The 15,041-nt window shown below is 42.1% G+C and carries 13 protein-coding genes; 7 read left to right on the forward strand and 6 right to left on the reverse strand.

The window, feature by feature from the left end:
- Positions 1 to 260: 260 nt before the first annotated feature.
- Both nusG and ESA94_RS07535 read right to left on the reverse strand, forming a co-directional pair.
- Complete coding sequence (nusG, locus tag ESA94_RS07530) at positions 261 to 758, reverse strand: transcription termination/antitermination protein NusG (RefSeq protein WP_240671008.1); 498 nt, start codon at positions 756 to 758, stop codon at positions 261 to 263.
- Between the two features lie 709 nt (positions 759 to 1,467).
- Positions 1,468 to 1,893: a helix-turn-helix domain-containing protein gene (locus tag ESA94_RS07535; RefSeq protein WP_129130286.1), complete on the reverse strand. Its 426-nt coding sequence runs from the start codon at positions 1,891 to 1,893 to the stop codon at positions 1,468 to 1,470.
- A 241-nt stretch (positions 1,894 to 2,134) separates the two neighbouring features.
- On the opposite strand from ESA94_RS07535, the gene ESA94_RS07540 reads away from it, so the two are divergent.
- The 4 genes from ESA94_RS07540 to ESA94_RS07555 all read left to right on the forward strand — a co-directional run bounded on the left by ESA94_RS07540 (position 2,135) and on the right by ESA94_RS07555 (position 5,047).
- The gene (locus tag ESA94_RS07540) at positions 2,135 to 2,443 is read left to right on the forward strand and encodes a hypothetical protein (protein WP_129130287.1); all 309 of its coding nucleotides are present in this window, start codon (positions 2,135 to 2,137) and stop codon (positions 2,441 to 2,443) included.
- Positions 2,444 to 2,567: 124 nt separating this feature from the next.
- Complete coding sequence (locus tag ESA94_RS07545; protein WP_129130288.1) at positions 2,568 to 2,984, forward strand: hypothetical protein; 417 nt, start codon at positions 2,568 to 2,570, stop codon at positions 2,982 to 2,984.
- Between the two features lie 222 nt (positions 2,985 to 3,206).
- Positions 3,207 to 3,512, forward strand: coding sequence for a hypothetical protein (locus ESA94_RS07550; protein ID WP_129130289.1), 306 nt, complete (start codon positions 3,207 to 3,209; stop codon positions 3,510 to 3,512).
- 383 nt (positions 3,513 to 3,895) lie between these two features.
- Positions 3,896 to 5,047: an acyltransferase family protein gene (locus ESA94_RS07555; RefSeq protein ID WP_129130290.1), complete on the forward strand. Its 1,152-nt coding sequence runs from the start codon at positions 3,896 to 3,898 to the stop codon at positions 5,045 to 5,047.
- A gap of 239 nt (positions 5,048 to 5,286) precedes the next feature.
- Here ESA94_RS07555 and ESA94_RS07560 read toward each other — a convergent pair whose 3' ends face one another.
- Genes ESA94_RS07560 through ESA94_RS07570 form a run of 3 tightly spaced genes read right to left on the reverse strand, consistent with a single transcriptional unit; the run spans position 5,287 to position 7,950 of the window.
- Complete coding sequence (locus tag ESA94_RS07560) at positions 5,287 to 6,021, reverse strand: sugar phosphate nucleotidyltransferase (protein WP_129130291.1); 735 nt, start codon at positions 6,019 to 6,021, stop codon at positions 5,287 to 5,289.
- An 11-nt stretch (positions 6,022 to 6,032) separates the two neighbouring features.
- Positions 6,033 to 6,479: a hypothetical protein gene (locus tag ESA94_RS07565; RefSeq protein ID WP_129130292.1), complete on the reverse strand. Its 447-nt coding sequence runs from the start codon at positions 6,477 to 6,479 to the stop codon at positions 6,033 to 6,035.
- A 16-nt stretch (positions 6,480 to 6,495) separates the two neighbouring features.
- Complete coding sequence (locus tag ESA94_RS07570; RefSeq protein ID WP_129130293.1) at positions 6,496 to 7,950, reverse strand: RapZ C-terminal domain-containing protein; 1,455 nt, start codon at positions 7,948 to 7,950, stop codon at positions 6,496 to 6,498.
- Between the two features lie 157 nt (positions 7,951 to 8,107).
- Between ESA94_RS07570 and ESA94_RS07575 the strand changes: the two genes are divergently transcribed.
- The 3 genes from ESA94_RS07575 to ESA94_RS07585 all read left to right on the forward strand — a co-directional run bounded on the left by ESA94_RS07575 (position 8,108) and on the right by ESA94_RS07585 (position 12,852).
- Positions 8,108 to 10,888, forward strand: coding sequence for a TonB-dependent receptor (locus tag ESA94_RS07575; RefSeq protein ID WP_129130294.1), 2,781 nt, complete (start codon positions 8,108 to 8,110; stop codon positions 10,886 to 10,888).
- Between the two features lie 120 nt (positions 10,889 to 11,008).
- A complete protein-coding gene (locus ESA94_RS07580) occupies positions 11,009 to 12,058 on the forward strand; it encodes a metallophosphoesterase family protein (RefSeq protein ID WP_240671009.1) in 1,050 nt (349 codons plus the stop codon).
- A 23-nt stretch (positions 12,059 to 12,081) separates the two neighbouring features.
- Positions 12,082 to 12,852 (forward strand): DUF2490 domain-containing protein, encoded by a 771-nt coding sequence (locus tag ESA94_RS07585; protein WP_164972673.1) that lies wholly within the window; start codon positions 12,082 to 12,084, stop codon positions 12,850 to 12,852.
- A gap of 151 nt (positions 12,853 to 13,003) precedes the next feature.
- Here ESA94_RS07585 and ESA94_RS07590 read toward each other — a convergent pair whose 3' ends face one another.
- Positions 13,004 to 14,944, reverse strand: a complete 1,941-nt coding sequence (locus tag ESA94_RS07590) for a M1 family metallopeptidase (protein WP_129130296.1) — start codon at positions 14,942 to 14,944, stop codon at positions 13,004 to 13,006.
- Positions 14,945 to 15,041 lie beyond the last annotated feature (97 nt).

The raw sequence follows: 15,041 nt of genomic DNA on the forward strand, positions 1-15,041 counted from the left end.
TTCGTGCCGTTCTGTCTTTGCAACTTCATAATTGAACAAATTGCAAGCGAAGCGTCGATCAAATCTGCGTTCATCAATCCTATCTGTGTCATCTGTGATTCCATTCTTCGTAAACCCGGCGCCGCAATCATCCGTGTCCATTCGTGTCAATCTGTGGCTAATCTAATTGCAAGCGCAGCGCCAATTAAATCCGTGTCCATCAATCCTATCTGTGTCATCTGTGATTCTATTTCTTCAAGAGCGTAGCGAACAATCCAACATCACAAATCCCCTATCGGCTCCAGGTTATTCTTTTCAAATTGTGCACTCAACTCATAACCCAAGCTCTCCAGCAAAACATAAGCCCGGTTATTGGTTACCTTAATTACAACTCCCTCCGTATCCATTAAAAGCCCCGACTTCACCCGCACTTTCTGCCCGCTTTCTAATTGAATAGGTCTTGCTTCCACTTCTTTGTATTCGTTCAGAAACTTGCGGATCATTTCAATCTCTGCTTCCTTGATCACAGCAGGTTTTCCATTCCAGTACAAAAAATTAACCACTCCGTCCGTAAGCCGTATCCTCGGTTTCTCTTCTTCAGTCACCTGTACAAATACATACGATTTAAACAAAGGTTCTTCAATGATCTTATACCGGTCGCTCCATTTGCGACGTACTTTGGTCATAGGACAATAAAATACAAGCCCCTTCCGCTCCAGTTGCTGGCAGATCTTCTTTTCCCATCGGGGTTTTGTATAAACTGCGTACCAGTTGCGCATATCCTTCATAACGAAGTTGCTCTTGTGATTTTTTGCTGTTACTTAACTGTTCCATTAAACAATAGCTCAGCCAATAAGCAGAGCCTGGACGCATTTATTAGATAATTCCGTCCTTTTTTCATTCCCTGTGTTCTCTGCGAGAAACCTTTGCAAGCGGAGCGTCAATCTAAAATCCGTGCTCTCTGTGCCTCCTTGGCAACCCAGATGCAAGCGCAGCGTGCCATCCCTTCTGCATATTCTCTGCGCCCCCTGTGTTCTCTGCGTGAAACCATTACAAGCGCAGCCCCCAATAAAACCCGAATTTACTCCAAAGCTTCGCCTCCTCAGTCACATCTTATAAAAAAAGACTGAGCCACATAAATTCCCTGAAATGTATATAAGACAAAAGGGCAAACAAACCTAAAAGGCTCGTTTACCCTCCATCACTTAAATTATGTTGAACTGCAAGGCAGTTTTTACTTGTTGGTTGTTCGGTTTCACAATACTTTCCCCGGGTGTTTACACACCGTTTTCATAGTTGCAAATATATGTCGTTTAAACAGTTACAAACTCAACAAACCATCATCCACATACGACAAAATATCCCCAATGTTGATTCGCCTGCAAGTTAATGGTTGAGGTCAATCGCAAAAAATAATATTTTACACTTAGTCGCTCAGCCAACCGGCTTCACGTCTAACAGTTATTCCCGCAATTGTAAAATGATAACCTATTTACGCAGTAGTTGCTCAAGCAACGCAACTTTCTCCCTTTCTGTCTGGAGAAGACGCTCATATAGTTGCTTGTTTTCTTCCATGGCTTCAACCCATTTGTCAATTGGATTGAATGTTGGTTGTATTTGAAAAAGTTGTCCTGTTGCATTGTCATTAACAGTAGTAACAGTATTTCCAATTATATTTATTGCAGCCTCTTCATCGAAATTCCGGATAGCTTCAACAGGCACTTTAAGGGCCTTTGCTACTTCTGCAAGAATATTGCTTTCAAGCTTATCCTTCGCTTCCAGCAAGGAAATTTTCTTCTGATTCCAGTCCTCTCCCAAAGCTGCAGCCAATGCCTCCTGCTTAATTCCAAGCATCTCCCGGAAACGTTTCACATTACGTCCTTCATGTATCGTTTTGGTAGTAGATGTATCCATAAAACAAATATAAGTTCCTTACTGCAATAAAGCCAACCGTACAATCACCCTTCAGTGCATAAAATATCCCGCTGTCGGTATAACCTATCCACTGCAGGAATAGTATATCCATTATTCTCATTGCAGCTTTGTACAGGCATTACACAAAAGACGATCCCGGCACTACAGCCAATCTCACGACTCACCAATCACGGCCTACGACTCCTGACTCATAACCTTTAACCCCCAACCTGTATCACAAATGCTCCACCATCAACTTCCTCCGCAATTCAACAATACACCCGTCCGTTTAAGCAAAAAGGGAGCGAAACACGCCGACAGTTTTATCCGGAAATTTTTCGGGGCTTATCATCTCCACGAGATACGTCGCTCACTCGCTGCACTCACCGAGATAGCCCTCACAACCAACAACACCCATTTCGATGATGCCAAAGAAAGAGACTGCATCCTCTGGTTCTACTACGAACTCGAAATTTTCATCGAAGCAGCCTGGTTCCAAAACAAGCAATCCTCCACAGCCAAAACAAAACCCAAAAAGAAAAACAAATAACCCATCTGTGGCCATCAGCGTTCATCCCCGTTTGAATGACTTCAGTCGGGCAGGTGTGGCCTTTCGTGTCAATTTGTGTAATTCGTGGCACCCATCCTTAACCTTTAACCCTCAACCTTTCCCCATGCACTCCGAACAGGAATTCATCAAACTTCTCTTCCTCCTCTCCGACACACAACACTGGCTCACCTCAATGAGCCAAGAGCTGCTGGCACAACTCCCAAATTCAAGTCGTCTTAAACAGAAAAGCTATTACCTCAGCATCACCGCATTTGCACACATTATCGAGCGGCATTACTATCGTATCGAACGCCACCCCGGCACAGGAAAATTTTCTGTCCCCCTTCACGACATCATTCAGCACATCAAAGAAGCAAAAGAAGAAACAACACAACCCGTACACGGCACACTAAATCATTACCGCACCAAAGACACAGGCACCATCATCGGTCATGAACGGAACGGCACACCCACTTCGCTCATCACCGTCATCACCTGCCCCGCAGGCAAGATCATCACCGCTTTTCCCGGCATTCCTTAACTGCATTTTATCCATGTACTTCCGTGCAATCTGTGAGCAACAACCCTTCTTCTTGTCATTTCGACGTTAGGAGAAATCTGCCCGGCATTTGCACTTCAGCAGTTCCCTCGGGAAGACAACAATATTGAGCAAAAAAGCCGGTACTCCTTAACTGTATCTCATCCGTGATCTTCTGTGCAATCTGTGAGCAACCATTCTTCCCATCATCTCAAAAAACATCCCATGAGCACACTCCCCCAAACTCTACGCAATTACAAACAGCAACTCACAGAAAATCCCGGCAAACAGCAGCTATGGGCAATCATTCGGGATTATATCCGCTACTATTCAGCAGAAGGCATTAAAGAAGAACTCTGGATGCTCACCATCGGCATTCTTTCCAGCGATCACTCTGAAGAAGTAGAAAAAGGTCTTGATCGCCAAAACCGCATTTTCTTTTACGAACACAGTCTCTTATTTATCGATGCCGTAAACCAATTATACCGACTACAGGAGAACAAAAAAGCAAAGCGAAAATCAAAATCCTGACACCAACATGAGCAACCGACACGACTTGATGCATTGACAGACCTGACAGGTTGAGCCCTCTCAGTATAGTAACAATTAAAAAATCAGCTTCGCAAACAAGCTTAACCTGTCAGGTCAAACCTTCCTTCCCGCCTCCCCCGTCTTTCCGGCTGTAAAGTCAATTTAGGATTTCCTGTTCCGGCAGTATAGCCAATCCAGGACTTATTCATTAACCTGTATAACTATTTTAGGACTAGACACAGTACAAGAAAAGGCAGGATACTCCCACTATACTCCGTAGATAAAGCGTATATAAAGCATGAAACCCCTAAAAATCCGACACCCTCGCCCTCAACTCTCTCCACATCACAAAACCTTCTTATTTTCAATAAAACTATTCTGCATTGAACCAGCGCTTTTATTCCCTTGATGTTTTTCGGGGTGCTACTGTTGCACTGATGATATTGGTAAACAACCCCGGCTCCTGGTCGCATATTTATGCGCCGCTTGAGCATGCAGGCTGGCACGGTTGTACACCTACCGACCTGGTGTTCCCGTTCTTTCTTTTTGCGGTAGGCAATGCCATGTCGTTTGTAATGCCCCGGCTTGAACAGGCAGGCGATGCTGTTTTCTGGAAAAAGGTCATCAAACGAACGCTGCTCATCTTCCTGATTGGCTTGTTGCTTAACTGGAGCCCTTTTGTAAAATGGGAAGCAGATCAGATCGTATTCAAACCCTTCAGCAATCTGCGCATCATGGGTGTGTTGCAACGGATTGCTCTTTGTTATTTTTTTGCTTCGATAATTGCTTATTATTTTAAACACAGGGGAGCTTTTGTTATGGGAGCTTTGCTTCTGTTATTTTACTGGATACTCTCGTTTATCGCTGGTGCACCCGGCGATCACTATAGTTTAAATGGATGGTTCGGTACGCACATTGACAAAGCTGTTTTTGGCGAAGCGCATTTGTACAAAGGTGAAGGAGTGCCTTTTGATCCGGAGGGGTTGATGAGTACATTTGCTGCCATTGTTCAGGTGATCTTCGGCTACCTCGTTGGTGATTATATTCAGAAAAAGGGGAAAAGCTTCGAAATGCTGAGCGCTTTGTTTGTAACTGCAACAATTCTTACTGTTACCGGTTTAGCCTGGGGTATGGTCTTCCCCATCAACAAAAGAATATGGACCAGCTCTTACACCCTTTATACAAGCGGGCTGGCGATTTATACCATTGCCACAATGATCTACTTTATTGAGTTTAAACAAGCCAAAGGGTTTCTGCTGAAGTTTTTTGATGTGTTTGGCAAGAACCCCTTGTTCATTTTTGTATTGAGTGGCTTGCTGCCACGATTGCTTGGCTTAATACGTATACCCAATGGTTTAACTGATGAAGGTTTGCAAAAACATCTCAGTCCTTTCAGTTGGTTTTATGAGAAGATTTGTAAACAGGTTCCCGGCATTCCCGAAAACGGTTCGCTCGTGTACGCTATCTCCATTATCATCTTCTACTGGGCTATTTGTTATTGGTTAGATAAGAAGAAGATTTATATTAAAGTATAAATACAGCATGCAATAAAAAATCGAGGAGCTGCAGATAAGATGTTTGATGTAAGCACAACTGCACTTCACTACAGTAGTACAAAGCTTAATCAGGGCTATCGCCGAAACATGGACGTAATATGTTTCGGCTGTCTTTTTGTTACTTTTGGACAAGCAAAAGTGACAAAAAATAATCCCTGAATTTACAACCTGAAAAGTGTAGACACGCTATAATAACTAAGGCTTTGCTTAGGAAAAACCTATTTAAAATATTCTTCCGCCACGGCCACACTCTCCGGCTTCCCTACATCTACCAACACATCACCACTATGATCGTAGCCAAGGATTGTGTGTTCAGCTGCCAGATCTAAATACGGTTCTGTTAACGAAAACTTACCCGCTTGTTTCACCAATGTAAAAAACCGCTGTTCAAATACCACAACACAACTGTATGCTTTTTCAACCAGCATCTTTTTTTCCTCTGCTGTATAAGTTAGTACAGGCCCTTTTTCTTCGCCTGTAGAAATATTGCGCCAGCCACATAACTTATCGTTTGCATCAAACAAAAAATTTCTTGCCGTTTTGCGATTGGTCACACCAAACGAAACAAGTGGTTTGTATTGCTGATGATAAGCCAGTAATTTATTAAGATCGAGATTGGTAAGAATATCAACATTGATGGTTACAAAGGGCTCGTCATCTTCCAGCAGTTGTTTTGCTTTTAATAAACCTCCGCCTGTTTCCAGTACAGCATCACGTTCATCACTGATAAGGATGTTACTGCCCCATCCCTTATTTGCTTCAACAGCTTCAATGATCTGATCGGGGAAATGATGCACATTCACCACCACATCGGTAATATTGTATTGTTGCAGGTATTCAATATTACGTTGCAACAAGCTCTTGCCATTGACTATTGCCAATGCCTTGGGATGATGCTCTGTCCATGGTTTAAAACGTGTGCCTAAACCTGCTGCAAAAATCATTGCTTTCATAGTTGTATACTTTATTTAAGAAGCGAAATGATTTTTGTCTTAGAAACCTGCTTTATTTCGCTTGTCAAACCAAAGCTCCATATAACAAGGAATCTGCCTTTCGAAAAATATTCGTCTGATTTTTTTGCAGCTGCTTTCCCTTCCTGTCCCCACAGCAAGCCTTCGAGAAACGCTGCACCTTCAAATTCTTTTTCAAATTCAAAATACAGGATTGTACCATTATCGCCTTTTTTAGTAAACGATTGAGCACTCTTTTTTTTCAATTTCCCCAGGAAAGACTCGTATAATTCAATCTGTTCGTAGAAAGAAGCAGCATGTACAGTTTTGTGCTCTTTCCTTGACGTTTCCCTGTAACCTTCAGGAATTTCACTTGCCACTAATCTTAAACTATCTAATTCCTGCGCTTCTGAATAACCCGCAGCAAGTATAAATAGTAATACTCCAATTATTTTTCTCATATCATTACTTTAAAGATCAATACGTTTCATTAATCCAGTTCTTCGCTTCCTGCACTATATGTTTTACATCGGTTTGTACTCCGTATTTATTTTTTAAATGACGGGCCAATGCATCAGCAGCATATACACTTCTGTGCTGCCCACCTGTGCAACCAAAGTTTACTTGCAGACTGGAAAAATTACGTTGCATATAATCTTCTACAGCAATATCAATAATATTATAAACGCTGTTTAAAAACTGCGGCATCTTTGTTTGCTGTTCTAAGAAATCTTTCACGCCTTTATCTCTGCCTGTTTGTGTTTTAAACTCCTGTATGCGACCCGGATTTAAAATACCTCTGCAATCAAACACAAAACCACCACCATTATCTGTTTCATCTTTAGGTATACCGGTTGATTTGTAAGAGAAGCTGTTAATATGCACAACCAATGCCGTTGCCTCTGTTGCTTTTGGTGGCTCAAACCGATGGATCACTTCATCTTCTACCATCAATCCAAGCAAACGCTCAAACTCAGGCAATACAATACCCACATGTTTGTTCTTTAAAAACCAACGCAGGTTACGTAATGCAATAGGAATGCTTGTTAAAAAATGCGCCTTCCGTTCAAACAATCCACGAAAACCATATGCCCCCAATACCTGTAATAAACGAATCAGCACATAACCGTTATACTGACTTACAAAACGTGTACGGTCAATTTCTTTCTGCAACACATTCTCCACACAATCCATATAAAACTCCAGCAAACTGTTCTTCCATTCATCAGGCAACTCTGCTTTTGCCTGCCATAGCAACGAAGCAACATCGTACTGCACCGCACCTTTCATTCCTCCCTGGTAATCGATGAAATGAACGTTGCCATCCTTCACCATTACATTCCTGCTTTGAAAATCACGGAACATAAAATACTTATGATCTACACGTGTAAGGTAGATGCTCAGATCTTCAAAATCTTCGATAAGCTTTTCCTTATCGTAAGGAATCTTCAATGTGTCAAGAAAATAATAACGGAAGTAAAGCAGATCAGAAACGATGGCCTGTCTTCCGAATTCTTTCGATGTAATACACCAATCATAATTAAAATCAACATGTCCTTTTATCTGCATGTGTGCCAGCTTCTGCAGGCTTTGCTGAAACAGTCCATATACATGCTCATTATAACCATGCTGCTCCAGTTCGTTCAGCAGCGATACATCACCAAAATCTTCCTGCAGATAAATGGTTTCATCGTCCGATACTTTAAATATTGCAGGCACAGGACAACCACTCTTCTTAAAGTGTGTACTGAATTTTAAAAAGGTTTGATTCTCTTTAATGTTCTTGCTTGCGGTAGCAATACAGGTTGGCTCTCCGCTAACACGATAGTAAACACGATCGCTTCCGCTTTGCGGAACTTTTTCAATAGACAATGGAGCGGCACCAAATATTTCCCGGTATAAACTGTTTATCTGGTCGATAGATTGTAACATAAAGGCTGTGATGTAAGGATGCGAAGGTAAGAAAGTGAAACACTTTAATCTACATCTGCTACTGTTCAATTGAAAAGACATCCACTTAACAAAATCAATTGTTGCAAGGCCCTTATTTTTTATCTAATTTCAGGATACACAATCAAACTAACTACCGATGAACAAACTGAAACTGCTATTTTCAGCAATAGTATTATTGCTGCTCCTTCCGGCATTTGCACAAAAACAAACAATTCGTGGAAAAGTAACCGACAAAAGCGGTGCACCTCTTGCCGATGTATCAGTACTGTTAAAGTCAACAAAAAAGGGAACTTCAACCGACAAGGACGGAAACTTCAGTATCGAAGCAGTAGCTGCCGATGTGCTTGTATTCAGTATTGTGGGATATAAAACAGTTGAACAACCCGTTGGTTCCAACACAACATTCAACATCAGTCTCGAACCGGGTTCAACCGATCTTGGCGAAGTTGTTCTTGTTGGTACTCGCAGGCTTGGGCGTGTAAAAACAGAAACAGCTGTACCGGTTGATGTAGTCAACATCGGGCAGGCTGCACTGCCAACTGCAAGAATGGATGTAACATCAATTCTTAATTACGCTGCGCCTTCTTTCAACTTCAACAAACAAAGCGGCAGCGATGGTGCCGACCATATTGATCTTGCAACATTGCGTGGTTTAGGCCCCGACCAAACATTGGTACTCATCAATGGTAAACGTCGTCATCAAACAGCATTTGTTGCAGTGTTTGGTACAAGAGGCCGTGGCAACTCCGGAACAGATCTCAGTGCTATTCCCGTTGGAGCTATTGACCGAGTAGAAGTATTGCGTGATGGTGCTTCGGCACAATATGGCTCTGATGCCATTGCAGGTGTAATAAATATTGTATTAAAAGAAACAGTAAACAAGTTTAACGCAAACATTGGTTACAGTGGCTATTACGATAAACGATACAATCCGCATTTTAAGAAAGAACAAAACCTGTACGTACACGATGGCGCAGTAGATGGCAATGCGTTTACCGCAAACATGAACTATGGATTTAAGATTGGAGAAAAAGGCTTTATTAATCTTACAGGTAATTTTTTAAGCCAGGGAAAAACATACAGGCAGGCATTGGATACCGACCCTAACAGTGCAGATTTTATGTACACCAATATTTATCGCCGTGCACATGGCGATGGTTCATTAACCGCAGGCGGTGCTTTTTTAAATGCTGAAATTCCATTACAAGGTGCTGCAAAATTTTATGCGTTTGGCGGCTACAATGCAAAAAGCTCGGATGCGTATGCTTTTACACGTAACTGGAGTGCAAGGCCCGAACGGTTTCCTACCGATAACAACTGGAAGCTGATCTATGTTCCATCGATTATGAAAGTAACGGCAGACGATACAACCTTTAGTCCGCACATACAAACAAAGGTGAGCGACTTTTCAATGGCAGCCGGCGTGCGTGGCATTAGTAAGGGAGGAATGAACTGGGATTTCAGTAACAATATCGGCCGTAACAATTTTCATTTTTATGGTGATAAAACATTCAATGCATCACTCGGTCCTAATCAAACACATTTTGATGATGGCGGATTTAATTTTCTGCAGAACACACTCAATGCAAACTTCAGTAAAGAGCTGTCTTCGAAAATAAACTTTGCATTTGGTGCAGAATACCGCTATGAACGCTACAGTTTATATGCGGGAGAAGAAGGTTCGTACAAAAACTTTAATCCAAACAAATACAGTGCTGTGTATGATAAATATGTAGCAGGCGGTGCGCAGGGTTTTCCCGGTTATCAACCTGCCGACGAGGTAACAGATACCCGTCATGTATTTGGCGCCTATGCCGATGCTGAGTTTGATATTACCAAAGATTTTCTTGTAAGTGTTGCTGCCCGTTTCGAAAACTACAGCGATTTTGGTTTTACACATAATTACAAAATAGCATCACGCTTAAAACTTGCACCAACATTTAACCTGCGTGGATCGTTCAGTACAGGTTTCCGTGCGCCATCGTTGCAGCAAATCAACTTCAGCTCAACATTTACAACTGTACAGGGTGGCAATATTGCCGAAGTAAAAATTGCATCCAACCATAGCGAACTGACACGACTGGCCGGCATTCCTGAACTTACACAGGAAAAGAGCACCAACTTAAGTTTTGGCTTTACGTTTAAACCGGTGAGCGAATTCAGCATTACCATCGATGGCTATCTCGTAAAAGTAAAAGACCGAGTTGTGTTGAGCGGGCAATTTGATGCAACAGATCCGAATCTTGATCCTGCATTGGCATCACGCTTACAGGCGTTGAATGTTAGCTATGCACAGTTCTTTGCAAATGCAGTTAATACTACCAACAAGGGTATTGATGTGGTAATGGAATATAACAAGCGTTGGGGCAAACAAAACTTCAAAGCATTGTTTACCGGCAACTTCCAGGAAATGACAATCGACAAAATAAATGTTCCTGCAAAGCTGAGTGGCTCTGCATTTCTCCGTTCAACATTTTTAAGTGAGCGTGAACAGAAATTTATTCTTGCCTCGGCACCTAAAACAAAGTTTGCTTTCAATTTTGAATACGGCTGCAATAATTTAACTGTTGGTACAAGGTTAACCTACTTTGGTAAAATTGATCTGTTAGGTTATGGCGAAGATGGCTTAGGCATTAATCCGCAGGTGCCGTTAGATGCTGACCCATCGAAGTATGTGCCCGATCAGTACATCTACAATGGCAAGCTTGTAACCGATCTTTATCTGGGTTATAAAATCAATAGCAAAATTTCTTTGTTTGGCGGTATTGATAATTTATTGAATGTACATCCCGATCTTGGTGTTGCACCCGGTGCAAAAGGTTGGGCATTTAATAACGAAACAGGCGGACCATGGGATGCTGTACAAATGGGTGGCAATGGTATGCGCTTCTTTTTACGGCTCGGACTTCAACTCTGATAACAAACAGCTTTCCTTAAAAGCTGATGCAACATTGCATCAGCTTTTTTATTTGTTGTATACGAATGCTTAATTTTAAACATGCGTCGTTTGTTACAGCGGCTTTTAACAAAGCCGGTTATGAAAATTGCCAATCGTTTTTCCAGCAAGCCCGATCTGCAACGGGTACACGATGCATTAAGCAAACTGTATACGCATACCAAAGAACATCCGGGTAAAAAAGGATTGATCATTAATGCCGATGCAAGCGTTGCACGTTTTATTATTTTCAGCGATCAACACAAAGGAGCAAAAGATGGCAGGGATGATTTTATGCAGGCCGAGCCGAACTACGTGGCGGCATTGGATCATTATTTCAACGAAGGTTTTCAGTTTATTTCCTTGGGCGATAGTGAAGAGTTGTGGGAGAATACAGTTGGCCCCGTAAAAGCAAACAACAAATTAAGTACTGCTGCAGAAAAAAACTTTCTCGATCATAAACGCTACACAAAAGTATTCGGCAATCATGATCTTTTCTGGCACAACGATCCGTTTGCCGGGTTGCAGTTACTGAGTATGTACAGGGACACCGTTAAAATTTATGAAGCTGTATTGTTACAGATAAAACTGCCGGATAAACAGTTTGATATTTTTTTGACGCATGGTCACCAGGGCGATGGGCAGAGTGATGGCAATCCTTTCAGTGCATGGTTTGTGTCGAGAATATGGGGGCCGCTGCAGAGCTATTTGAATCTTAATCCCAATACACCTGCTGCAAGCAAAGAACTAAAAACGGTGCATAACCGTTTTATGTACGAATGGAGTAAGCAGGAACAGAACCCGGTTTTAATTACAGGACATACACATCAACCCGTATTTGCATCGCTTACACATTTAGAACGTTTATACAAACAACTCATCGAAGCCAAACAACAAAACAACGAAGCTGTTATTGAAAAGCTCAACAAAGAAATAAGCTTCCGGCAGGAGGAATACGATTTCGTAAACAGCAACTACATGAACATGCGGCCTTATTATTTTAATACCGGTTGTTGCTGTTACAGCGATGGCGATATTACAGGTATTGAAATTACCGATGGTATGATCCGTTTAATTAAATGGAAAAAGAACGGAGTTGTTTCGGCACGTGAAGTACTGGAAGAAATGAAATTGGCCGATCTGCCTGTTTAACGTTTTGCACCTACTTTTGCGGCATGAAAATGAACCAAATTGTTTGTCTGTTTTTTATTACGCTTTTTACGGCAAGTTCAGCTGTTGCACAAAACACACGCATCAACGATTACAACAAGATCGGTTGGTATGCAGCTACCGGCACTTTCAGTTTCAACAGTAAATGGAGTGCGCATCTGGAATACCAATGGCGCAGGGAAAATTATATTAAAACCTGGCAACAAAGTTTATTACGCACCGGTATTAACTACCACGCCAACAACAGCACAACATTGCGCATTGGTTATGCATGGGCCGAAACTTATGCGTATGGCGATTACCCCATCAATGGTTTTGGTAAAACATTTACTGAACATCGTATGTACGAAGTAGCCACACTTGCACAACGAAGCGGCACGGTCGACATCAGTCATAGAATTATGTTAGAACAACGCTGGTTGCCACGCTATGCATCAGCAGCATCTGCAAAACCCGACGAATGGTTATTTATGAACCGTGCCCGTTATATGCTGCGTTTGCAACATGCATTAAAAGGAAAAACACTGGAAGATAAAGAGCCTTATGTTGCAGTATATGATGAGTTGTTTGCTGGTTTTGGCAAGAATGTAAACGAGAATATTTTTGATCAGAACAGATTGGGAATATTGCTTGGTTATCGCTTTTCTAAAAACTTTCGTTTAGAAGCAGGTTATCTCGGACAGGTTGTGCAGCTTGGCAGAGAGATCGGCGGAAGAAATGTATTTCAACACAACAATGGATTTATTCTTTCTTCAGTTGTAAATGTGAATCTGTAAACTATCGCTTGACCGCAAAGGATGGGTCACTGATTTTTAAATGAATTGAAAATACATAAGCGTCATCAATTTTTAGAGATGTCTCATACTTCGACATAACGAATACAACGACGCCAATAAAAAGAAAGGGCCGCAAAGCGGCCCTTTCTTTTTATTTACTCCAGCTATTATTGCTGAAGTTCATATCGGGTAATCGTTTTTCCGGATCAACCACAACTTCTTTCACATCGGCTTTTGTTTCTACTGCAACATTCCATGTATCGCCACGTTGCCAAACTTCCACCGGTAATTTGATCAGTTGTACTTCACCGTTCACATCTGTTACTTTTAGTGTTACGGGCATCGGCATTTTTTCAAGCAGCTGTATGGTTACCATGGCACCACTCTTGCCACTCGATTGTATCGGCTTCACTTCTTTCACTGCCACATCAAATTTCCAGGTATTTAATGCCCAGCTACGCCAGAACCAGTTCAGATCTTCACCTGCAACATTCTCCATGGTATGGAAGAAATCCCAGGGTGTTGGATGTTTAAATGCCCAACGACGGACATACTCTTTAAACGCACGATCGAAACGTTCTGCACCCAATACTTCACTACGCAATACATACAACATCATACCCGGTTTAAAATAAGCGGCTACGCCAAGGTTTTGCTGTTGCACCACATCAGCACCATTCAGCATACCATCCATCTTATCGCCAAATACATAGTTTGCCATACCGCTTACACTTGGTACTTCTTTGTATTCACCTTTATTAAACGCTTCGCTGGAAAGAATGTTAATGAATGTATTAAAGCCTTCATCCATCCATGCAAATTTGCGTTCGTTGTTGCCCACGATCATCGGGAACCAACCATGACCAAACTCGTGATCGGTTACGCCAAACAAACCTGCTTCTGTTGCAGCTGCACTGCAAAACACAATGCCCGGATATTCCATACCGCCAACAATACCTGCTACGTTTGTTGCAACGGGATAAGGAAACTCAAACAGGTAGTTGCTGTAAAACTCAATGCTTGCTTTTGTATACTCAGTTGATCGACGCCAATCGTTACCATCTTTTTTAGATGCACTTTCTTTCGGATACACACTCACTGCCATTGCAAATTTTCCACTTGGTAAATTAATGCGTGCTGCATCCATAATAAATGCAGTGCTTGCAGCCCAGGCCACATCACGTGTGTTTTCGCATTTGAATTTCCAGGTAGTGAAAGGATTACCCGGACGTGATGTTGCTTTACCTACTTCATCTGCCGAACGGATAACCACTGTTTTATCGCTGCTCATCGCATCGCCCCAACGTTTAATTTGTTCTGCAGTAAAACAATCCTGCGGATTGGTTAAACCGCCGCTGCCCACAACGATCATGTTTGATGGCGCAGTAATACTGTACTCAATATCGCCATACTCGAGGTAAAATTCACCTGCGCCGAGATATGGATTTACATTCCATCCATTAATATCGTCGTACACACATACACGTGGAAACCATTGCGCCACTTCGTACACCCAACCTTCTTTTTGTTTTAAGCGGCCCATACGATCGGTACCGTATTCGGGAATAGTAAATGCATATTCAATACTCACTTTTGCTTCGCCGCCTGCATTCTTCAAAGGCTCGGGTAACCAAACCTGCAAACGTGTATCAATCACTTCATACTTTGCATCTACTGCTTTTCCTTTCACCACAACTTTTACCGATTTAATTGCATAACCATCGGTAAACTCACCGTTTGCCCAGCGACCACCTAAAGCTGTTGTTGTTGCAGATGCCCGTGAATCTTTACGATAAATATTCTGATCTAACTGCAGCCACAGGAAACGCAATTCGTCCGGACTATTGTTGCTGTACTTTAATGCAACTGTACCGCTCACGCTATGTTTTTCGGGATCGATGGTTGCATCAATTTTATAATCGGCTTTGTTTTGCCAATACATCGGGCCGGGTTGTCCGCTTGCACTGCGGTATGCATTACCGAAGTTGGGATAAAAGAAAGGGTGAAATGCTTCACGATGATCGTACTTGCTTTGCCCGAAACTTGCAAAGGCAATGCAGATACTTACAACTGCTAAACTGATTTGCTTCATAATATTTTACAATAATGGCGCTAAAGAAACGAAGCTTTGCCAACATGATAAAGAGAAAAATGTTAAAAGGCAGGAAGTGCATCCCCTCCAGGGAGGG

It is taken from the genome of Lacibacter luteus, assembly GCF_004118265.1.
GTDB classification, from domain to species: domain Bacteria; phylum Bacteroidota; class Bacteroidia; order Chitinophagales; family Chitinophagaceae; genus Lacibacter; species Lacibacter luteus.

What these genes read in the sequence shown, in the direction of transcription:
- ESA94_RS07560 (WP_129130291.1), bottom strand. Translation starts at nt 6,021, where the DNA reads ATGAAAGCAATGATTTTTGCAGCAGGTTTAGGCACACGTTTTAAACCA.
- ESA94_RS07565 (WP_129130292.1), bottom strand. Translation starts at nt 6,479, where the DNA reads ATGAGAAAAATAATTGGAGTATTACTATTTATACTTGCTGCGGGTTAT.
- ESA94_RS07575 (WP_129130294.1), top strand. Translation starts at nt 8,108, where the DNA reads ATGAACAAACTGAAACTGCTATTTTCAGCAATAGTATTATTGCTGCTC.
- ESA94_RS07580 (WP_240671009.1), top strand. Translation starts at nt 11,009, where the DNA reads ATGAAAATTGCCAATCGTTTTTCCAGCAAGCCCGATCTGCAACGGGTA.
- nusG (WP_240671008.1), bottom strand. Translation starts at nt 758, where the DNA reads ATGCGCAACTGGTACGCAGTTTATACAAAACCCCGATGGGAAAAGAAG.
- ESA94_RS07550 (WP_129130289.1), top strand. Translation starts at nt 3,207, where the DNA reads ATGAGCACACTCCCCCAAACTCTACGCAATTACAAACAGCAACTCACA.
- ESA94_RS07540 (WP_129130287.1), top strand. Translation starts at nt 2,135, where the DNA reads ATGCTCCACCATCAACTTCCTCCGCAATTCAACAATACACCCGTCCGT.
- ESA94_RS07570 (WP_129130293.1), bottom strand. Translation starts at nt 7,950, where the DNA reads ATGTTACAATCTATCGACCAGATAAACAGTTTATACCGGGAAATATTT.
- ESA94_RS07535 (WP_129130286.1), bottom strand. Translation starts at nt 1,893, where the DNA reads ATGGATACATCTACTACCAAAACGATACATGAAGGACGTAATGTGAAA.
- ESA94_RS07585 (WP_164972673.1), top strand. Translation starts at nt 12,082, where the DNA reads ATGAAAATGAACCAAATTGTTTGTCTGTTTTTTATTACGCTTTTTACG.
- ESA94_RS07590 (WP_129130296.1), bottom strand. Translation starts at nt 14,944, where the DNA reads ATGAAGCAAATCAGTTTAGCAGTTGTAAGTATCTGCATTGCCTTTGCA.
- ESA94_RS07545 (WP_129130288.1), top strand. Translation starts at nt 2,568, where the DNA reads ATGCACTCCGAACAGGAATTCATCAAACTTCTCTTCCTCCTCTCCGAC.